This window comes from Streptomyces sp. NPDC043952, assembly GCF_056435325.1.
The window spans coordinates 36,613-57,235 of sequence record NZ_JBWKES010000024.1 but is presented as its reverse complement, the minus strand read 5'-3'; the positions used below and the strand labels follow the sequence as shown (position 1 = coordinate 57,235).

Annotated in this window: 18 protein-coding genes; 3 read left to right on the top strand and 15 right to left on the bottom strand. The window is 70.4% G+C overall.

Features of this window, described 5'->3' with window-relative positions:
- Window positions 1-93 precede the first annotated feature (93 nt).
- Window positions 94-1,410: a COG1470 family protein gene (locus AC069R_RS24550; protein ID WP_478768966.1), complete on the top strand. Its 1,317-nt coding sequence runs from the start codon at window positions 94-96 to the stop codon at window positions 1,408-1,410.
- 47 nt (window positions 1,411-1,457) lie between these two features.
- On the top strand, window positions 1,458-1,853 hold the full coding sequence (locus AC069R_RS24545) for a PAAR domain-containing protein (RefSeq protein ID WP_478768965.1): 396 nt from the start codon (window positions 1,458-1,460) through the stop codon (window positions 1,851-1,853).
- Between the two features lie 61 nt (window positions 1,854-1,914).
- Here AC069R_RS24545 and AC069R_RS24540 read toward each other — a convergent pair whose 3' ends face one another.
- The 13 genes from AC069R_RS24540 to AC069R_RS24480 all read right to left on the bottom strand — a co-directional run bounded on the left by AC069R_RS24540 (window position 1,915) and on the right by AC069R_RS24480 (window position 16,257).
- Window positions 1,915-3,156, bottom strand: a complete 1,242-nt coding sequence (locus AC069R_RS24540; RefSeq protein ID WP_478768964.1) for an NADase-type glycan-binding domain-containing protein — start codon at window positions 3,154-3,156, stop codon at window positions 1,915-1,917.
- 608 nt (window positions 3,157-3,764) lie between these two features.
- Entirely contained in the window at window positions 3,765-4,292 is a 528-nt protein-coding gene (locus AC069R_RS24535) for a phage tail protein (protein ID WP_478768989.1), read from the bottom strand.
- A gap of 5 nt (window positions 4,293-4,297) precedes the next feature.
- The gene (locus AC069R_RS24530; RefSeq protein WP_478768963.1) at window positions 4,298-6,253 is read right to left on the bottom strand and encodes a putative baseplate assembly protein; all 1,956 of its coding nucleotides are present in this window, start codon (window positions 6,251-6,253) and stop codon (window positions 4,298-4,300) included.
- A 4-nt stretch (window positions 6,254-6,257) separates the two neighbouring features.
- The gene (locus AC069R_RS24525; protein WP_478768962.1) at window positions 6,258-6,686 is read right to left on the bottom strand and encodes a GPW/gp25 family protein; all 429 of its coding nucleotides are present in this window, start codon (window positions 6,684-6,686) and stop codon (window positions 6,258-6,260) included.
- A gap of 22 nt (window positions 6,687-6,708) precedes the next feature.
- Entirely contained in the window at window positions 6,709-8,607 is a 1,899-nt protein-coding gene (locus AC069R_RS24520; RefSeq protein WP_478768961.1) for a phage baseplate assembly protein V, read from the bottom strand.
- Complete coding sequence (locus AC069R_RS24515; protein WP_478768960.1) at window positions 8,604-9,290, bottom strand: hypothetical protein; 687 nt, start codon at window positions 9,288-9,290, stop codon at window positions 8,604-8,606. Before AC069R_RS24515 ends, AC069R_RS24520 begins: the two co-directional genes overlap by 4 nt.
- 9 nt (window positions 9,291-9,299) lie before the next feature.
- Window positions 9,300-9,884 (bottom strand): phage tail protein, encoded by a 585-nt coding sequence (locus AC069R_RS24510; protein WP_478768959.1) that lies wholly within the window; start codon window positions 9,882-9,884, stop codon window positions 9,300-9,302.
- A 39-nt stretch (window positions 9,885-9,923) separates the two neighbouring features.
- The gene (locus AC069R_RS24505; protein ID WP_478768958.1) at window positions 9,924-10,406 is read right to left on the bottom strand and encodes a phage tail protein; all 483 of its coding nucleotides are present in this window, start codon (window positions 10,404-10,406) and stop codon (window positions 9,924-9,926) included.
- A 27-nt stretch (window positions 10,407-10,433) separates the two neighbouring features.
- Window positions 10,434-11,159, bottom strand: a complete 726-nt coding sequence (locus tag AC069R_RS24500) for a hypothetical protein (protein ID WP_478768957.1) — start codon at window positions 11,157-11,159, stop codon at window positions 10,434-10,436.
- Window positions 11,160-13,613: 2,454 nt separating this feature from the next.
- Window positions 13,614-13,784, bottom strand: coding sequence for a DUF6760 family protein (locus AC069R_RS24495; RefSeq protein WP_478768988.1), 171 nt, complete (start codon window positions 13,782-13,784; stop codon window positions 13,614-13,616).
- Window positions 13,781-14,179, bottom strand: a complete 399-nt coding sequence (locus AC069R_RS24490; protein ID WP_478768956.1) for a hypothetical protein — start codon at window positions 14,177-14,179, stop codon at window positions 13,781-13,783. The genes AC069R_RS24495 and AC069R_RS24490 overlap by 4 nt, the downstream gene beginning before the upstream one ends.
- Window positions 14,176-14,580 carry a phage tail protein gene (locus tag AC069R_RS24485; protein WP_478768955.1) on the bottom strand — a complete coding sequence of 135 codons (405 nt, stop codon included), beginning with the start codon at window positions 14,578-14,580 and terminating at the stop codon, window positions 14,176-14,178. The genes AC069R_RS24490 and AC069R_RS24485 overlap by 4 nt, the downstream gene beginning before the upstream one ends.
- Before the next feature lie 99 nt (window positions 14,581-14,679).
- The gene (locus AC069R_RS24480; RefSeq protein ID WP_478768954.1) at window positions 14,680-16,257 is read right to left on the bottom strand and encodes a phage tail sheath family protein; all 1,578 of its coding nucleotides are present in this window, start codon (window positions 16,255-16,257) and stop codon (window positions 14,680-14,682) included.
- A 177-nt stretch (window positions 16,258-16,434) separates the two neighbouring features.
- Here AC069R_RS24480 and AC069R_RS24475 point away from each other — a divergent pair, with 177 nt between their 5' ends.
- Entirely contained in the window at window positions 16,435-17,043 is a 609-nt protein-coding gene (locus AC069R_RS24475; RefSeq protein WP_478768953.1) for a Pvc16 family protein, read from the top strand.
- Window positions 17,044-17,088: 45 nt separating this feature from the next.
- Here AC069R_RS24475 and AC069R_RS24470 read toward each other — a convergent pair whose 3' ends face one another.
- Window positions 17,089-17,718 carry a helix-turn-helix transcriptional regulator gene (locus tag AC069R_RS24470; RefSeq protein ID WP_478768952.1) on the bottom strand — a complete coding sequence of 210 codons (630 nt, stop codon included), beginning with the start codon at window positions 17,716-17,718 and terminating at the stop codon, window positions 17,089-17,091.
- A 301-nt stretch (window positions 17,719-18,019) separates the two neighbouring features.
- Window positions 18,020-20,485 (bottom strand): golvesin C-terminal-like domain-containing protein, encoded by a 2,466-nt coding sequence (locus AC069R_RS24465; protein WP_478768951.1) that lies wholly within the window; start codon window positions 20,483-20,485, stop codon window positions 18,020-18,022.
- Window positions 20,486-20,623 lie beyond the last annotated feature (138 nt).

Below are 20,623 nucleotides of genomic sequence, written 5' to 3'. Positions count from 1 at the left end.
GCGGATGCTGGGCGGGTGGGAGCCATCGTATTGCTACTGGAAACCGACACTCTCGCCGTCCCTGGCGAGGAGAGCCGGCAAACCGTCCAGATCATGAACACGGGGACGATCGTCGACCGTTTCGAATTGGACATCCTTGGCGAGGCCAAGGACTGGATCAAGGTCGAACCGGGCCAGGTCAATGTGTTCCCCGACCAGTCGGTGGAGGTGGACCTGGTCTTCTCGCCGCCGGCCTCGCCGGATCTGCCGGCCGGCGAGGTGAGGTTCGGGCTGCGGGTCATGTCCCACGAGGACATCGAGGGCTCCGTCGTGGAGGAGGCGACCGTCACGGTCGGCTCCTTCACCGACTACGGCATCACGCTGCTCCCCACCACGAAGCGGAGCAGATTCTCGGGACGCTTCAACGTCGTCGTCGAGAACCGGGGCAACGCGCCCGCGCCGGTGCAGTTGTACGCCTCGGACCCCGACGCCAGGCTCGCCTTCGACTTCCGGCATGAGGACGTCGAGGTCGCCTACGGCAAGGGCATCGTCGTCCCCCTGAAGGTCAAGCCCAAGAAGCGGAAGTGGCGCGGCGCCGACGCGCCCCTGCCCTTCCAGGTCCTCGCCGTCGACGCGGACGACGACGAGCGGGAACAGACCGCCGACGGGGCACTGGTCCAGGCCGCCCTGGTGACCGACGCCATGGTGAAGTTCGCCCTGTCGGTCGTCGCCGCCGTCCTGGCACTGCTCGCGCTCTGGTTCTTCGTGCTCCAGCCGAGCGTCGAATCGGAGGCGCGCAAGCAGGTCGCGGTGGCGACCGGCCAGGACCCGTCGGCTCTGGGCTCGGGCAACGGGGGCACGGCGGGCGGCGGCACGAAAGGCGGCGCCGGGGGCGGGACCAAGAAGAACGGCGCCGCCGGCGGCTCCGGTGGGTCGAACGGCGCGGGCGGCGCGGGCGGCTCGGACGACAGTCTCTTTCCCGCGCTCGGGGACGCGCAGTCGGGCGGCGGTTCGGGCAGCGGCTCGGGCGGCTCGGGCTCGGACGGCGGCTCGGGGGGCTCGGACCCGGCGCTCCAGGCCTTCGACTTCCGCGTGCAGACGGATGTCAAGCCGTCCAGCACGTTCCACACCACGAGTTACACGGTGCCCGCGGGCCACACCTTCTACGTCAGTGACATCGTCTTCGAGAACACGGCCGGTGACACCGGCATCCTGCGTCTCCAGCGGGGCGACTCCGTGCTCATGCAGATGAGCCTGGACACCTTCCGCGACCGGGACAACCACTTCGCCGAACCCGTCGAGTTCGCCGCCGGCGCCAAGGTCGTCCTGTCCGTGCGGTGTCAGACGCCCGGCGGCCAGACCTCGGCGACGGGTTCTTCCTGCACGCCCGCCGCGTACTTCTCGGGACGCTCCGTCACCACCAAGAGCTGACGATCGCCGGCACACGAACCACCCGTACAGCAAAGGGAGATCGGAAGATGGCAGGACTGCCCGCGGCGAAAATGGGAGACAGGATCGTGGGCCAGGACATCCACATCGTCCTGGTTCCCTCCCCCGGCGGACCGGTGGAGACGCCGACGCCCATGCCGTTCTCGGGTGAGATCGTCGAAAAATGCTGCCAGACCGTGCTGATCTGCCGGAAGCCGGCGGCGACCGTCGGCAGCGTCGCGATCAACACGCCGCCGCACATTCCGCCGAACGGCGCCTTCAAGTCGCCGCCCGACAACAAGGGCACCGTCTCGCGGGGCAGCACGACGGTCTTCATCGACGGCAAGGCGGCGGCCCGCAGCACCGACCGCGCGACCACGTGCACCGAACCCGCCGTCCAGAACACGGCGACGGTCGTCGCGGCCTGCGACGTGCTCATCGGGTAACCCCGCGCGCGGCGCCCCGGCCGGGGCGCCGCGGGCGCGGGGGCCCGGCTCCGTGGTCGTCTCAGGACAGGAGGGAGAAGAACTCCAGTTCGGAGATGGCCACATCGTCGTGCTTCTGGCCGGGAAACACCTCGTTGACGGTGATCTGCACGGTCTTGATTCCCCTGGCGCCCGTCAGGGAGAACTTCTGGGGTTTCTGGCTGTCCTGGAGCCTGAAGAAGTCCATGCGGTCGTTCGTGTACTTCACGGTGATCGCGTTGGGCCGGCCGTGCTCGGTGAAGCCATCGGCGACACCCGGCGTGATGATGAGCTGGTCGAGGCTGACGATCTTGTCGAACTCGACCGTCAGGACCAGCTTGCCCTCGTCGCCCTTCTTCGCCGGAGCCGCCCAGTAGGTCGCCGTGTTCAGATCGATCGAGTTGTCGGGCCCGTCACCCTTGAGGAAGCTTTTCGCCACGGCCCTGGAGGGGCGCACCGGCGAGTAGTGCGACTCCGTGAACGCCTTGACCGACGAGCGCACGGAGGCGATCTTCCGGCCGACGGCATGCCGGTAGGGCGGGTAGGAGGTGTACAGGACGGAGCCCACCAGGACGACGACGCCCGCGATGATCTTGATCGCGTTGAAGATCCTGCGCCGTCTCTCGCCGGGCGCGGCGGACTCGGGCGTACGGCCGCTCGCCGTTCCCAGGGCCACGACGCGCGGGCCCCGGCGCGGGCGCAGCCGGTGCCACCACGGTGCCCTGGCGACCTCGGCCTCGCTCAGCTCGGAGCCGCAGCGCGAGCAGAAGCGGCGGTTGGGCGGGTTCCCCTGGCCGCATTCCCCGCAGATCAGGTGGCCCGGCTGGATGGAGTTCCGGCGTACCGTGCGGTGGTCCTGACGGGCCGTCCGGGGCTGCGGGTCCTGCGGGAGGACGGCTTCGGGCTCCTCGTCGTCCCAGTCGTCCTCCTCGTCCTCCGGGTCGGGGGAGGGCAGGGGAGCGATCAGGGCGGCGTCGCGCGCGAGCGCGTCCTGCGGGCGTGCCAGGGGAACGGGAACGGTCGGGGGTTCGCCCTCGTCGTCCTCATCCTCGCCGTCGCCCTCGTCGCCCTCGTCGTCCTCGTCGTCCTCGTCGTCCTCGTCGTCCCAGGCGTCCCAGTCGTCGTCCTCGTCATCCTCGCCGTCCCAGTCGCCCTCCTCGTCCTCGTCCTCTTCCTCATCGCCGTAAGTACCTCCGGACGGGCCTGACCCGCTCGCCGGAGCTCCGGCCGACGCGGGGGAGAACGGCGTACTCCCGCCGTCCTCGTCCTCGTCGGGGTCGTCCAAGCCCGGCGGCCGGGGCGGAGCACTCAGCCCCGGAGGAGCAGGGGGGCCACCCAGGCCCGGCGGCCGGGGCGGGCCACTCAGCCCCGGAGGAGCAGGAGGACCACCCAACCCCGGAGGCCGGGGCGGGCCACCCAACCCCGGAGGAGCAGGAGGACCACCCAGGCCCGGCGGCCGAGGCGGACCACCCAACCCCGGAGGAGCAGGAGGACCGCCCGCCCCCGGAGGAGCAGGAGGACCGCCCAACCCCGGAGGCCGGGGCGGGCCGCCCATGCCCGGTGGCCGGGGCGGGCCGCCAAGTCCCGGAGGGCCGACCATGCCCGGAGGCCGGGGTGGGCCGCCCGGTCCCGGCGGGCCGCCGAAGCCTCCGAAGCCGGTGCTCGTCGGGATCGGTGCTCCTCGGGAGTCCGCCGAGGTCAATCGCGCCATGCCGCGGGTGACCCTGCGCAGCAGCGGCATGCTCGCCGGGTCGGCAGCGGACTCCGCCTCCGTTCGGACCTCCTCCGAGATCTCCGGAACGGCCTGCTCCCCCGACCATTCGAGGAACGCCCCGCACTCTCCGCAGAACGCGTCGGCGTCACGGTTGCGCTTGCTGCAACGACGGCAGATCATCATCGGTCTATCTCCACGCGGTACGGAACATGCGCCGGCAGGCACTCGCGGACGAGCGCCTCCACATCGATGGGATCGGCGTCCTGCTCGCGTTCGACGGCGATGCGGACGACGACACCGGGCTGCGGGTTTTCGGGAAAGGGCGTCTGCGGCCGGTCGGAGGTGTACACCCCGCCGCAGTCGGACACGTCGACCTCGCCACCGGCGGCCAGGGCGATCCGCGCGCGCACGCCTTCCACCGTCCCTCGGGCACGATGGCCCTGGACGGCGTGCGCGGTGGCCGCCCGCTTGCGCGCCATCGGCCAGTTCTCGTCGAGCTGGGTGCCCATCCGGTCCGCCAGCCAGACGAGGAAGTCCTCCGGGGCGAACCGGGGATCGACATAGGAGTCGAGGCAGTCCAGGGTGCTGACGACCGGCGCGATCACCTCGTCCCAGCAGGCCGTCAGCCGCACGGTGAACGGGTCGTCCTGATACACCGCGGGCATCAGCTGGACCACCGAGTAGGGGCTGCCCAGCCCCTCGACCATGCCCCTCACCGGGCTTCCTCCACCCGGATGTGGTGGTCATAGGAGATGACCAGGCTGTTCGCGGGCAGGTCGATCCGGCGGGCCTCCTTGCCGCGCTCGCCCGTGACCGGGTTGGCGGCGAACAGCCGTACGTCGTCCACCAGATCGACCCCGTCGACACGTTGCAGCAGGGCGAAGATCTCCCCGACCTGCACCGGCCGTCCGAAGGGCCACCCGCCGCCCTGCGGGCCGCCGCCGGGCAGCGGGTCGAGGAACCGGTACAGGGCGTCCTCGACGTCCCGGCGCACCCGGTCGGCCAGCGCGCGGTGATGGGCCGTCACCGTGGCGACCACGGTGACACCGCGGTAGAGCGGGGGTTCGATCATGATCCGGGTGCCGACCATGCGTACCTCCTCCATCCGGCGCGCCACCTTGTCGAGGGTCTCCCGGCTGGGGACCAGATGCTGGAGGCGCACCCGCTCGCCCGGCGGGGCGGCCGGTACGACGAGGAGTTTCACGTCGCCCAGTCGCTCCGTGGGCAGGCAGCGCACCCGCGCCAGCTCGGGAGCGGCCTCGCGGGAAAGGGTCTCGAAGTCCTCCGCCGTCACGGCCCGGTTGCTGCTGCGCAGCATGAGCGGTCCCCGCGCCATCGCCTCGGTCAGCGTCTCGCCGTCGGCACCGCCCCTGGCCGGATGCCGGTTCTCCACCGCCGCGACGAAGGGCAGCGACGACATCAGCGTTCTGATCGCGCCCGCCGCCACGTTTCCACGGGCACCGCCCCCGATGGCGAAGTCGCGGATCCGTACCGTCGCTCCGTCGGCGGGGACCGCGCCGTACTGGCGGAGCGTGCCGTCCGCCTCGCGCACGGCCGGACCGAGCCGCACCTCGCCCGCCATCGCGTCCAGGACGAAGTGCCGGTCCTCGGGGCCGCTGCCGGTGAAGTCCGGGACCCGGATCCACTTCTCCCAGACGGTCTCGTCACCGGGTTCGGCAATCTCCAGTACGGGATCGCCGTAGGGGGCGAGGACGGGCTTGAGCGCGAGGGTGAACCGCTGGCCCGGTACGCCCTCGGCGTCCTGGAGCAGTTCGCCGTCGACGATCTCCACGTTGGTCGCCGTGACCGTGGCTCCCACGGTCACCGTGTTCAGTCCATGGACGATCGGGCTTGCCGTGTAACCCGGCTGCCCTTCGGAGGGTTCCCGCACACGGGCCCGGAGCCAGCCGGCGGTCTGCCCGCCGAGCAGCGCGCTTTCGTGCTGTCCGGGGACGTGGACGACGATGTTCCCGGACCGGTTCAGGCCGCCCGTCCCGTCCTGCGACACCTCGCAGGGGGACCACTCCGAGCCGTCCCATGCCTCCCAGACCAGCGGTGGCGCGTCCGGGTCGACGCCGACGCCGTCGATGCGCCCGTCGAACTCGATCCGTACGGCGCAGTGCGGCACCGCGTTCGCCAGTCCGAGCAGCAGGGCGTCGCCGGCGGCGGGTGCCGGGCCGAAGGCGGGGAAGGGCGCGCGGACGCCGAGCCTGCCGTACTCCACGGCCTGCGGCCGCTCGTCGCCGGCGCCCTGTCTCAGGACGTGCGCGAGCGCGCCGGGCACGATGGTGACATCGGCGTCCGTGCAGAAGCTGACGGCCTCCTCGGTCTCCGTGCGCACGGTGGCCGTCCGGGTGCCCCGGCGGATCACCAGAGGCGCCTCGGTGATCGGCACCGTGGTCCAGAAGGTGACGGGGACGCGCGCGGCCACGGGCGGCAGCATGTGCAGCCCGATGAGGTCGAGAAACCTGGCGTAGAGCCGGTCGGGTACCTGGTTCAGCCGGTGGATGATGTGCTCCGTCATCATGGCGTAGGCCTCGATGAGGGTGGCACCGGGATCCGAGGGGTTGTGATCGGTCCACTCCGGACAGCGGCGGGCTATCAGACGCAGGGCTTCGTGGTACAGGTCCTGGAAGCGCCGGTCGTCGAGCTCGGGGGTGGGAAGCACGGTGCTAGGCTCCTGCGTTCTGGTCGTCCGGCGTGACGTCGTCGTCCGGAAGGGTGTAGAAGGGGAAGACCATGTTGCGGAAGTCGTTGGTCCCCTTTTGCGCGTAAAAGATCTGGATGCGTACCAGCGCGGAGTCGTCGGGATCGGGCTCGACCCGTACCGCCTTGATGTCCACGCGGGGTTCGCAGGCCGCGAGTGAGTACGTGACCTCGCGGTTCACCTCGTTCAAGGTGGCGGGGTCGGTCCCGGCGAACACGTAGTCGCGCAGCCGGGAACCGAATTTCGGCCGCATCGGGCGTTCGCCCGGATACGTGGTCAGGATCAGGCGCATGGATTGCTCCAGCAGCGCGTTGCCCGTGACCATGCGTACGGCCTTGTGGTCGCCCGCCGCCAGGGGGAAGGCCCACCCTGTTCCGGTGAAGTCGTCGCTCACGGCAGTCTCCTTCTCCTCGGGCTCAGTTGAGCTTGATCGGCTTGCCGGTGACGGCGACTTCGGCGCCCTTGATGGCGACGGTGCCCTTGCTCTCGATGCTCAGGGACGTCTCGGCCCGCATCGTCAGCGAGCCGCCCGTGATGTTCACGTGTCCGTCCGCTCCCGCGGTGATGTTCACGGTGCCCCTGCTCCCGCCGCAGTCGATGTCGAGCCGGGGGCCGGCGCCGTTCGCCTCCGGTGGGCGGCAGACGAGGCGGACCGTGCCGTGCACCTGATCGATGACCAGAGCGAGGCTGTCGTCCTTCGTGCCCAGGTGGATCTCGGAATCCCTGGGGGGCTGTCCCTTGGTGGACGGCATCTTGTCGTGGAAGGCCAGCATGTTCCCGGACGGGGAGACGATGCCCCGCCGTACGACGGCGCCGATATGGCCCTCGGCTTCCACGGCCGGACCGCCCAGTGCGTAGGCGCTGTCGTCGCTCAGCACGCCGCCGACGACGTACGGGCGGCGCGGGTCGCCCAGTTCGAAGCCCAGCAGGACCTGGTCGTCGACCTCGGGCAGCAGCAGCGCCCCAGCCCGCTGTCCCCCCGCCGCCTGGACCACGGGGGCCCAGTCCGTCACGTAATCGGGGTGCAGCCAGGGCAGTGCCACCTTGACGCGGCCCTTGCCCGCGGGGTCGTTGACGTCGCTGACCACCCCGGACACCAGCCCCTGAACACGTGGCGTCGCCGGCGGCCCGGCGCTGTCTTGCGCGGTCAGTCCGAGGAGTGTCCGGTTCTCCGGATTGCCGAGCTGGAGATGGGTGCGGTATCCGCCGTCCATGACGTCGAAGACATGCCTGGCCGCGGCCACGGCCCAGGTGCCGGTGAACGGTCCGGGCACGCCCGTGACCCGCACACAGGTGCCGGTCCGGATGCGGGGGTCGCCGTCCGCCAGGCCCTGGGCCTCGGCGACGCTTCCGGCGATGCGGGCGACGGGGCCCTTCAGGGCTTCCCTGGACGCGTTGCCCAGGGCGGCGCCGACGGCGGGCAGGGTCGAGGTGAGGACCCGCCCGTCCCGTGTCGGGGCCGGGCCCCGTGAGTTCTCCGCGGAGCCGGACCCCGAGGCGCTCGGTCCGGCTGGCGGCGAGACCGTGTCGGCCCAGCCGATGACATCGGAGACGGTGACGTCGTCGAGTTCGGCGGTGCTCGATTCCGTCCGGGCGAGCGTGGAGACGGTCCGCGCGCTCATCGGGTCCCAGGCGCGCAGCTCGACCTCCGGCACCGCGTTGCCCGCCGTCACGCGGGGCCGGAAGGTCCGCAGGTTCTTCCGGAAGTCCAGCTCCACGGGCTTCGCCGCAGCCGAGCCGAGCGGCCGGAAGTAGAAGCGGTCGTCCTCGATCCCGAATTCGTAGCCGATCTCGCGGCAGCGCCAGGTGAGGAATTCCCAGTCCGTCTGGTTCATCTGGGCGATGTGGCTGTGCGCGGTGGACGTCGCCACGATCCGGCCGGCCGCCAGCCCGGCGTCCGCCGCGATCTGCCGGGCGATGTCGGAGTCGGTGCCCACGAAGGGGCGTGACCGGGACCGGCGTTGCAGAAGGTGGGTGGCGTCGTAGGCACGGACCACGGTGAACATCTTCGAGTTGTAGTAGTCCCCCTCGATCGCGGTGACCTGTCCGCTGCCGACCAGGACGGGGCCGCCGCCGTCCTGGTCGATCGCCCAGACCTCCAGCCGGCTCCCGTAGTCGATCCCGGCCCGGTCCAGGACATCGGCGGCATGGTCGTCGAAGGTGACCTCGACCATGGTCGGCGTGTTGAGGCGGGTGTCGACCACGGCCCGCAGCACGCGTTGCTGGAGTTCGTCGGTCAGCGCGCGGGCCGGCTGGCGCCCCGTGGCCCGGGCGCTGCTCGCGTGGATGGTGGCCGCGAGGAAGGAGGCCGTCATGTCCCGGACCTCCGGAGGAATTCGCGGGTGGGGTCGGCATTGGGGTCGGACGGGGTCCCGGCGCCGGGTTTCCCGCCGCCGGACGCGCTCGTGGCGGGCGCGGGCGGCCGTGTTCCGGTGCCGGGCTTCGTGGGGCGGCCCGCACCGGCGGCGGGCGGTGCCAGCTGTGTGTTGTCCCCGGACGCGGCGTTGTCGAGCACATGCAGGGTCAGATTGCGGACCTCCGTCCGGATGGGCTGCCCGTCGCGGCTGAAACGCGTGTACGTGCAGTCGAACCGCATGAGTTCGACCGAGTAGTCGAACCCCCGGTCGGGCGGACCCCACTCGAATTTGAGCACTTCCCGTTTCGGCTGTCCGGTCGCGCCCTTTTCCGCCGGCTTGGGGGTGACCCAGCGGCACAGGTATTCCACGACCTTCCGGCACTGCTCACCGCCGGTGAAGGTGAGCGGTGACATCACGAGCCGTGTCGACCCACGTGTGGCCATCTGGTCCAGCAGGCTGCGCGGATCACCCTTGTCCGCCCCCTGACCCGATGCATCCGACACCCCCTCGGCGTTGTGGGAGATGCTGATCTCGGCGGGGGTGTACTCGAAGGTGATGGAGTCCTTAGAATTCTCCGCTGATCGCAGATAGGCGGGTTGAACTATTCCCGGCGTCGAACCGGAGGCCAGCATGTTCGCCATCACTTGCTCCTACGCCCCGAGAGGGGCACCACTGCCATCGAGCCGCAGGAATCCGCTGTGCTCGAAAGATATCTTCTCGACGGCCACCGCATTGCTCTTGGCATTGAGTTCCGGGCCCGACCAGTCCTTGGGGTAGGCGTTCTGGAGAACCCAGCCGAGGACAGGTTCCCCCCTGAAGTCGAAGAGGGTGATGCGCACACTCTGCGGCTGGTACGACTCGCTGCCGTCGAACTCGTAACCGGTCCAGCTCCGCGCCACCGCGGCCAGCCATTCCTGGAGGGCCGGGGATTCCTCCCGCGTCATGGCCCGTTCCAGCGTGACCGTGCTGAACTTGATGCGGTCGGGAAGGAGCTGCTGGGTGAAATAGTCGCCGCCCTGGGTTATTTCCTTCGCCGTGAACTGCACCTGGAGGCCACGGCAGGCCGACCACATGCCGAGGTCCAGGCCCCTGCCCTCCAAGCCGTCCACGACGACCTGGAACCGCATGGCCATGGCGGCACGGGGGTACTGGTGCAGCCGCCGGGACCGGCCGGCACCCGGAGAGGGGCCCTCCGCGCCGGAGGCTGCGTCGGCATTCGGGCTCGGTGTCGTCATTCGTGTTCCTCACAGTGCGGCGGGCGGGGTGCGCCTTTGTCAGTGCGTACCAGGTCCGGTGGCGCCGCGCGCCGCCGGGAGATACAGATCGTCCAGGAAACCCGAGTGCACGAGTTCAAGGGTTTCCATGGCGACCTTCCCCTGAGCAGCATCGAAGTCGCTGATGCTCCAGCCGGAGGGGAAGAACTCTCGGATTTCCCACTTGATGGCCTCGCCGTCCGGAATGGCAAGAGCGATCTCCCCGGACATCGGCTCGTTCCGCATGGCCGTCTCCTTGAGCCACTTCTGTACGATGATCGAGTCCTTGCAGGCCGCGCGGGTCAGCTTTATCTTCTGATACTCCGGAAACCCCGGAAAAAGATATGTGTGATTCCATTTGTCGCCCGTGCGATGCTCGATCTTCTGCCAGGAGACGTTCAGACCCGACGCGCTCGCCCAGTGGCCCAGCTGATAATTACTGTCATCGATCGACACAGTGAACCTGTGCGCCATGGCGACATTTTCGACCAGTTTGTTGTCCATTTTATCCACCTCGCCGGGCCCGACTCGCTACATCCGCGGAGTGAGCAATCCCTGCCGCTCTCGTTCCGTGACCAGTTCTCTGCGCACATGGCCGATGATCCGCTCGTACACCCGGTTCGCCAGCCAGTCCAGAAATGCCGGATTGTCCATGAGGGAAATGATCTGCCAGCCGTCCAGTGATGCCGGTACCGTGTTTCCCAGCTGCCGGGGGTCCGCCTCGGCCGCCGACGGGGGAACGGGGTTTCCGGGCGGTGGGAATCCGTACTCGGCGGGAGGCGGGAATTCTCCGGGGCCCGGTGTTCCCCAGCTTTCGGTGAACATCGGCAGGTCAGCGGCCACAGCGTCCTCCAGAACAGGCATTTCCGTCTCCTCCGCCCCGAAGGCAGGGGAGAACACGGCTTCCGGGCCCGGCAGCCACCCGGCCTCGCGGGGCGGGGCCGCCGGCTGTCCGTCGGGCAGCCGCACATGGTGGAGTCCGCCGGCGGCCACGGCGGACCACCGCGACTGCGCACGCGTACGGGCGTCCGGTGCCGCGCCCGTGAACGGCTCCGACGGCTCCACGGCATCCCACTCCTCGCCGCCCACCACCGCGCCCATCACCCGGTTCACCACGTGTCGCACCAGGGCGCCCGGCTGCCGCGCCGGCACCAGGGCGCCCGCGTCCTCGGCGAGGCCGTCCAGCGCCCCGCCCGCGTGGAGCGACGGGATGTACTGCGGCACCGCGAAGAGGAAACCGGCGGTACGGCGAGCCACCTCCCCGTCAGCCGCCTGCCCGTCGGCGTCCGGGGGTCCGGACGGGCGGGCCGGTACGAAAGACGAGGTGCTCGGCACCGAGTGCACGAGGCGGAGCGGACGCAGGCGTCCGGCCGCCGGCCGGGGATCCGCGGGGCCGGGACCGCCGGCGGCGACGACGGGCGTCGTAGCCGTCGGCGTTCCTCTCGGGGCGTCGACTTCCGCTGCCGGAAGGGTGGTCGGACCGCTGACGGTGCCAACGGGCACGGCGGTGGCGGCCGTTCCCGCCGCGGCGGCGCCGACAGAGGCGGCCACCCGCGACGTCTCCCCCGCGGCCCGGCTCCCCCGGCCGAATGCCGGGGAATGCACGTTTCCGGCAGAGCCCCGGACCCGATGCACCAGTTCGGCGCGGCTGTCACGGGCCGGCAGAGCGGAGACGGAAGGCGATGAGGGCCGTGGCGGGGCGTCGCTTCCGCGCACCAGCGTGGACACCGCCGCGGTGGTGTCCACGGTGCTTCCGGCCGGCGCCGCTCCGCCGGTCGCACGCGCCGGTACGGCGTCACCGGTTCGCGGGCCGGTGACCGGCGGGCCGGGAGAGCGGGATGCGTCAGACGGTGCTCGATCAGGGGCGGACGCGGTCCCGTGGTCGGTCCCGAGGGGTGCCAACTCGGCTCGCGCCGCGCTCCGTTGGCCGGCATCGGACGCGGAGTCACCACGGGCCGACGACCCGTCCGGCGCCGTCGGACCGAAGTCAGGCAGCCCCTGGTCAGCCGCCACCCCACGCCCCGCGGGCACGGGCACGGAACCGGAGCCGGGCACACCCCCGTCAGCCCCTGCCCCACGCCCCGCGAGGGCGGGCACGGGACCGGGGGCAGGGTCCGCGGCCTCCTCCGGTCGCCCCGCCGAACCGGACGCGAGTCCGGAGGCAGGGGCGGCCGCATCGGTCTCCTGACGCGGGGGGCTCCCCGTGGGGCCGCCCAAAGCCGTGTGCGCGGCGGCGGATTCGGCCTGGGCGAGTTGCGCGTGAGCGATCGTCCGAGGGGCGCTCGCATCCGACGCTCGCGGCCCGGCCACCCGCCCATCGGCTCCCGCCGGCGAATCCGGCGCGGCCGGGACGCCTGTGTCGGCCTCCGCGGGTTCGTCGGATTCCTGCGGAAGGGATGCCGCGGTGCCGGTCTCCCCGGAGCGCCCCGCCCGCAAGGCCGCCGTACCGGCCTCCCCGGAGCGCCCCGCCCGCAAGGACGCCGTGCCGGTCTCCTCGGAGCGCCCCGCCCGCGAGGCCGCCGCGGCCCGCGGTTCGCGGCCTTCGGTGATGGCCCGGCGACGCCGGCCGGCCGGGGCGGATCCCCCGCCGTTTCGCGCTGTCCTCGTCTGCCGCATGCTCCACTCCGCCGCCCAGTCCGGCGGTTCGGATGCCGCTTCCGCCACCGGAAGGCCGCTCTCACCGGCGACCGCGGCGAGGCCGGAAGACGTAGGGGGAGCCGGCGCGTGGCCGTCGGCGCCGGGGGCGGAGGCCGCCGGGAGCGGGCCACCGTCCGGCCGCCCGTCGGGTTCCCGTTCCGGCGCCTTCGCGGACGAGGACCGGGGGGCCGGGTCGGCGGGACGCTCGGACAACCGCTGGGCCAGGACGCGCCTGCGGGACTCGGCCAGGTTCGCGCGGACGCCATCCGTGCGCGGAACGGCAGTAATGTGCGGGGTGGTTGAGATGTGCTGGGCGGCGAAGGCCTGCGGATTCGCGGGCGGGCCGCCGTGTGCCGTCGTACCGGGGGAGGCCGGAGCGGCCCTGCGCGCGAGGACGAACGAGGGAATGTCCTCGGTGTTCTCCTCCTGTCGCTTCGCCCAGGCCGGGGTGTACGCCTCCAGGAGCTGCTGGAACTCGGACCGGGCCGGGGACGGCGCAGGGGGTGTGACCGGCCGGGGCTCCCCCACGTACGCGTCCGTCGCCCGCGTGAGTGTCCGCGCGACCGGTGTACGGGCGGCGGTGTCCCCGGCGTTTTCGATCACGCGCGGCCGGCGCGGGGGCACCGGGCCGGCCGGGTCGGGCCCCGCCGTGTGCGTGCCGGCCGGTCCGGCGGGGAGGGCGTCCGCGCTCCGGGCCGCCCGCACCGGCCCGCGTGGCCGCGCCGGACGGACCGAGGCGGTGTCCGCCGGGGCGAGGGGCCGGGCCAGGCCGTCCACCCGGCCGCGCGGGGCACTGCCGGGGCCCAGGGGCGGGCGCCTGCGGTGCACCAGGGAACGGGTACCGGCCCTGGCGGTGGCGCCCCATGCCGTGGACACCACGGTCCGGGGCGCGAGCCCGACCGTGGTCCGCAGGAGCGGCAGTCTCCGCCACGCCCGGCTGTCTCCGCGAAGTCCCGGACCGCCGGCCGCCGTTCCGATCGGGCGGCGTCTCCTGCGGAACCAGGAATACACGGACTTCCACGGCCACCGCATCGATCGTCTCCTTCTCGGGAAATACTGGGCCAAGCCCGGAATTCAGCCGTCCAGCTCATCCGGTGCGGATATTTTCTGATTGATCCGACCGATCTCCCCGATCACCCGCTGCCGTGCGGGGTGCTCCAGGTCGAGAATGGAATCGGAGGACCAGTGAAGGTAGTAGGCGACGTACACGACTTCCTCCCAGAGACGGTCGGCCGTATACGTCAGGATTCCCCCGGAGCCTCACCGGCCACGTCGACGAGGAAGGCGTGCGCGCACGAAGGGCAATTGACCTCGGCCTCGGTCCGGCCTTCCTGATTGATACGCCGGTACAGGTCCTGGAGGAACGCCAGATCGGAGGCGAAGAGATTCTCGATCGTGTCCGTGTCCACATCGGTCACGGCGCCCAGCCGCGTCACCGTCCGGCTCAGCAGCACGACGGTGAGGTAGGCGGAGTTCTGCCGGACCCTGGGATCGGTCTGCGGCGCGATCTCGTCCCGAGCGGTGGCGAGCCGCATCAGTCCCTCGCGGTGCACGCGCCCTTGCGGGTCGACGTAGCCACGGGGAAGGACGAAGGGATATTCCGTCTTCATGTCCTGTCCGGACATTTCCATGACCGTCATGAGAAGTGGACATCCGGCGTGGTGGTGATCTGCTCGCAGACGATCTGCACCGTCTCCGTGACCACTTCGGTCGCTCCGGCCTTCAGAGCGCTCACCTCCACCTTGCTGGGCCAGGCCCCGAGCAGCGTGTACTGGGTCTGCACGTGCCCCTGGTTGTTCAGAATGAAGAGGTCGCAGTCCCGCCGGGCGGCCGGGTTCGCGTCCCGCGCCATGGCGTGCCATCCGAGCATCGTCCCGTTGCCGTCCCAGCCCCGCTTGAGGGTGATGGACGGCGGCTTGGGCCTGCCGAACTGCTTCGAGATGATCAGCTGCCCCTTCTTGGCCGAGGCCGCCAGATAATCCGCGGTCTCGATCTCCGTGTTGATGCCGGACAGCTCGGAGAAGTAGATGCCGTCCTGCATGCCGGAGAAGTTGAGACGAAAGCTCGCCCCGGAGAGTGCCTGGGCAACGTTGGTGTTTGCGACAACAGCCGACATTACAGATTACCCCTGTCTATTCGTCTATTCGTTGAGAGAAGATCCCTGGGAGAACTGGGACAGCCGGAACACCACGAATTCGGCGGGCTTCACCGGCGCGATCCCGATATCGACCGTCAGAATCCCGGCATCGCGGTTCTCTGGCGGATTGTTCTCCTCGTCGCACTTGACGAAGAACGCTTCCGCCGGCGTCTGGCCGAAGAGTGCGCCGCTGCGCCAGACCCGCCGCAGGAACATGTTCACGGTCCGCTGGACGGATTCCCACAGATAGATGTCGTTGGGCTCGAAGACTACCCAGTTCGTGCCGTCCAGAATGGACTTCTCGACATAGTTGAAAAGCCTCCGGACGTTGATGTAGCGCCACTCGGGGTCGCTCGACAGGGTCCGCGCTCCCCAGATGCGCAGCCCCTGGCCCGGAAAGGTCCGCAGGCAGTTGACGCCGATCGGGTTGAGGATGGCCTGTTCGCCCTTGGTCACGCCGAGCGCCACGGAAAGCGCCCCGCGGATGGTCTCGTTGGCCGGCGCCTTGTGCACCCCCCGCGTATCGTCGTTGCGCGCCCACACGCCGGCCACATGGCCGCTCGGCGGGATGAATTCCGGCGCCTTCTCCTTCGGGTTCATGACCCTGATCCACGGCCAGTACAGGGCGGCGTACTTCGAGTCGAACGCGCTGTACTCCTGGCGCCACTCGCGGACCTGCTGCGCGTTGAGGTCGGGCAGCGGGTCCAGGATCGCCATCCGGTCGCCCATCAGCTCGCAGTGCGCGACCAGCGCCAGCTGAACGGCCTTCACGCCCTCGGCGTCGATGGCGCCCTGCCGGTAGGCGGCCATGAGGTCGGGCACCGCGACCATGGTGATGTCGTCGATGGCCTCCAGCCCCGCCACACCGCTGCGTTCGGCGGCGTCGCCGATGTAGAGGTCCGGCGCGATCTCCGGCTCCGCGACGGCGGGCACGGCCGGCGTGTCCGCGCCCGCGAGCGTGACCGTGGCGCCCTTCACCGGACGGGCGGGGGCGGCGCCCTTGACGTCCTCGACGGTGATGAGGGCCGACCGCTTGACCGCGGTGGCGACGTGCGAAGCGCCCTTCCTGGTGGAGACGTTGTCGTAGACCTCCTCGACCTTTCCGTCGCGGCGGACCACGAGCTTGAAGGCGTCGTCTCCCCCGTCGGAGGCGTCGTCCACCTCGACCGTGACGGGACCGCCGCCCTGCGCCGCGCCGGCGGTCAGTGCGACGGACAGCGCCGGTCGTGCGCCGTCGGGGCCCGCCAACTCCCCGCGCGTCGTGGCGGGCAGCGCCGCCACGGCCTTGTCCGGCGCGGCGCCCTCCCCCGGCTCGGCGCCCGGTCCGAGGCTGACGATGTAGGCGTTCCCGCCGCCGTTGAGGAAGTAGCCGTAGACGGCCTGCGGAAGGTAGGCACCCGCGACGAGGTCGCCGAAGGTGTTGGTGTACTGGGTCCAATTGGTCACCAGAACAGGCGTGTTGAGCGGCCCCTTCTCGGTGAATCCGAGGAAGGCCGCGGTGGCCGTCCCCACCCCTTCGATCGGCTTGTTCCCGGAGGAGGTTTCCTCGACGTAGACACCTGGAGTCAGATAACTGGGCACGCATTCCTCGCTTTCCTGTGCGATGCGGCAATCATTTCCGCCCGGCCAGGACGACCGCAGTTACTTAGAGACAGCGGTTCAGACCTCTCCCGCTTCCCTTTCGGGCAGCGGTCCGTGAATGTTCGTCGGACCCCGCGGCGGTGGCCGGGCGAGGCCGCGCGGGGGAACGATGACGGGATGATGGACTCGGTCACCCTCGCGCTGGAATCCTGGCTGCGGCGCTGTCTTCCGGCGGCCGCGCTGTCCTTCGGGCCCCTCGCCGCGCCGCCCCCCGAGGACCCGGGCGAAAGCGTCGTCCAGGTCTATCTCTACGATGTCCGGGAGGAGGACCGGAGCCAGAGCGGTTACATGCGGTTCCGCGACGAGAACAACGTCGTCGTCGCTCATCTGCAGCCCGTGCGGACCTACCAGTACTCGTACCAGCTGAGCGCGCACGCCCCCGGCTGGCGGGAGAGCCATGCGCTCCTGGGCGACGTGATGCGGGCGAGTGCCGGCACGTCCGTGATCCCGGCGGATCTCCTGTACGGAGACCTCCGCGATTCCTGCCCCGACGGTGTCCCGCTCTTCGTCGCACCGGCCGAGCGTGTCGCGTTCCCCTGGACGGGGGCCTACCTCCCGTCGTCCCCGGTCCTGAGCCTGGTGCTCATGGCGCCTCTGATCGCCGCCGCCGACACCGGGGTGCAGCAGGCGCCGCGCCGCATCGATCTCGGCACCGCGGTGACCGGCCGGCCGGCCGCGGGGCCGCGGCGCTCCGTCCGGCTGCCCCGCAACCGCATCGAGGAGTAGGCGCGGGCCGACGCGAGGGGGCTGCGGGCCGCCGGGCCGGGAGCGTCAGATCAGCCCTTCACGGATCGCGTAAGCCACGGCGTGTGAGCGATTGCGCAGGTGGAATCGGTGGGTCACGTCGTGCAGCACGTTCTTGACGGTCCGCTCCGAGTACGACAGCTGCACGGCGATCTCCCGCGTTCCCAGCCCCTCGGCGACCAGCTTCAGCACCTCTCCCTCACGGTCCGTCAGCCCGCTGAAGCGGAGGCCGCGCGGCCCGAGGACATGACGCTGCACCTGTGACACCTGCTTGAGCAGCCGGCCGAGCAGGTCGGGCGGTACTTCTCCGGAACCGCGGTACACGGACGTGATGACCTGGACCAACCGGTCCGCAGTGGCCTCACGCCGCCGGACGAGCCCCGATACCCCGGACTCCACCGCGGCCATGAGGCCCGCGTCGTCGAGTTCCGAGACCACGACCACCGCGTGCTGGATGCCCTTCCCGCGCACCGCGCGCAGCAGACGCTGGGCTTCTTCGTCCATCTCGTCCGCGACGATGAGTGCCACCGTGGCGGGGGTGATCTGGCTCTCCTCGGCGATCCAGATCTCGGCACGTGCCCGGAGAGCCGCCACGATCCCGGCCTCCGAGATGGGGTCGGACGTCTTGACGTGCACGTAGATACGGCTGATTGACATTGGGTCCCCCTGGGGGTTCAAGCCATGCCCCACGGGCCATTCAGGGCCGTCGTGCGGGCAGTTGATCAGTTCTGCCCCTTCAGCCTCCCGGTCAGGTAAGGGGTGAACCATGGCCGCTCTCGGCGACTTCATGCACCGAACCGGTGTTACCAAGCCGTATCCATGATCCACTTTATGAAGACTTGGGGATTACCGGAGAGTAATTTTTTTCTGCCGGCGGCGCCCGGACGCGGCGGAGGCCGCGGCTCGAAAGCCGCGGCCTCATCTCCCTTCTCTCCCCCGGCGCCACGGGGGGGCCGGGTCAGGGTGCCGGTGTGACGAACTGCCAGTCCTGGTCCAGGTAACCCGACGCGGCCGCCTGGTCCGCGGCCGCTCCCGAGGCCGTGGACGCCGAGGAGATGTCCAGCAGCTTCCCGGTGCCCGCGTTCAGGATCTTCGCCGTCCCGTTGCCGGTGTCCAGCAGTTGCCACAGCTGTGCCGCGTCGTCCGTCCGCGGCTGCTGGAGCACGGTCGTACCCGCCCCGGCCGTCAGGAACAGGCCGGACTGGCCGTTCTGAACGCGGACCTTGTCACCGCCCGCGGCCGAGATGCGCCAGCTCTGTCCGGCCTGCCCGGCCTTCTGCTGTACGACACCCGTTCCGGCCGCCGTCCCGCCGGCCGTCAGCAGCTGTCCGCTGTTGCGGTTCGCCAGCGTGTAGGTCTTGCCGGCGCTGAACGGCAGATACCGGTTGACCACCCGCACGCCGTCGGGCAGACCGGTGATGCCGGTGGTCGTACCGCTGTCGTACGTGACCTGGCCGATGGAGTAGGGGCCGATGCGGTCGATGGTGTTGCCGTCGAACGTGACGTCGTCGGAATCGTGCACGTGCACCACCGACGTCAGGGGGATGTGGCACTTGTTCCCGGTCGCGCGGTTGTAGCCGCTCTGCTGCGACCTCTGGAACACGTTGCCGCGTACGGTGACGTTCCTGGCCTCGCTGATGTCGAGGTTGAGTCCCCGGATGTCCTGGAACACGTTGTCCTCGATGGTGATGTCGGGGAAGATCCGGCGGGAGTACGTCCCGTCGTCGTCGAGGGTGACCGTACCGACCTGGCAGCTGTCCCAGATTCCGTTCGCCGACCACAGCGCGCTCAGGAACGTGTTGCCCTTGATGGTGATGTCCCCGCCGGCGCCGGCGTCCGAGTCCGACCACATCTCGCTGGAGACGGAGACCGCGTTCGCGCCGCGGATGCGGTTGTTCTCGATCACGCCGTCACGTGCCTCGATGAGCAGGCCCCGGCCGGAGCTGTCGATGTCGTTGTCCCGGAACACGAAGCCGTTGCCCATCCGATCGATGTCGGCGACATCGGTGCCGGCCGTCCAGGGCGAGGTCCGGTCGAGCGTCGCCCGCCACGTGGAGCCGGACCGTGTGCCGGCCAGCGCCGTGACGGCCGGATCGGTCTCGCGCGTCATCGTCCGGATGGTGGCGACGGGATCGCCGGCCCAGCGCTGGAGGCGGTCGCCCGCCTTGCCCACCCGGTAGCTGTTGTCGGGGAAGGCGAGCCAGACGGTGCTGCCCGCCGTCTTGACGACCTTGACGTTCTTGCTGCCCTGGATGCTGAACGAGTCGTCTCCCGCGTTGACGACTCGGGAGTTCTCCACCGTGGGGCCCTTCTTGACGGACTGGAACTGGATGGCGTCCCAGGACGTGGTCAGGATGGGCTTCTCCGTGGCGCCCGGAGGCGGCGGACCGGGGACGATCCGGAAGCCGTCCAGGTGCGTGCCGCCCTCGCCGCGGGCGCTCATCAGCCCCATGCCGGGGGCCGCGTTGAGCGTCACGTCCTTGAGCGTCGTGTTCTGGCCCTCGATCTCGATGCCGTCGCTCGGACCGCCGACGGGGCCGCCCGCGAACGTGACGATGTCGCCGACGTTCGCCGCCGTGGCGCCGGTGCTGGACCTGGCGATACCGGCCGACCGGTCGACCCAGGAGACGGTGGCGCCCAGTTTCTGGCTCTTGGGGAGCCGTTGCCGGGGATCGAAGATCGTCACCCGGTCCGGGAGCTTGTCAGGCCGCGCGTACCCGGTGGAGATCCGGACGTCCATGGACTTCCCGTCGGCCGACTTGGCCACCACCTTGCCCTGGGTGAAGGGCAGCGGGTCGTAGTCGATCGTCAGGCCGTCGACGGTGAGGTTCTTCGCCGCGCCGATGAACAGGGCCTCCACCAGGCGGGTCTGGACGATTCGCACGCCCCGCGCGTTGACCGTGAAGTCGCTCAGCGTGCCGAGGTCGAGCGTGGACGTGCGCCGGTATTCACCGGGCTCGATGGTGACGTCGTGGCGGCCCTGGGCCACCGCGCGGTCGATCTGGGACTCGATGGTCATCTGGCCGGGAGAGCCGAGCTTGACCGCGTCGGCGTCGAGGAAGCCGCCGTCCGTGCCGGACAGTTCGATGTAGCCGCCGCTGCCCGCGTCGAAGTAGTCGTTCCCCAGCAGCACCCATGTGCCGCCCGCGGCCCGTTCGTTCACCTTGTAGGTGTATTCCGGGTCGGCGCTGTGCACCCTGAACCGAGCGCTCGCGGTACGGCTCGGAGTTCCGTCGGGAATCCAGTAGTAGACCCCGTAGGTGCCGGATTTCGGGACATCGGGGGTCCAGCGCGCCGTGGCCCCCGTCCCCGAACCCGCGTACAGATAATCGGCGCCATGGAAATGCGGCGATGCCGTCGACGGAGTCCAGGAGCCATGCGAGCTGAAGCCCGAGTCGCGATTGTCGACGACGACCGTCGGCATGCTCTGCGACGACTTCGGGCCGCCTTCGCCCGCGCTCGCCCGCGCCGGGAGAATGAGGCTGCCAAGGACCGCTATAAACGTCACGGCGAAGACTCCGCCGACCAGCAGGAACCACTCTGTGCGGGACGTTACGGCCCG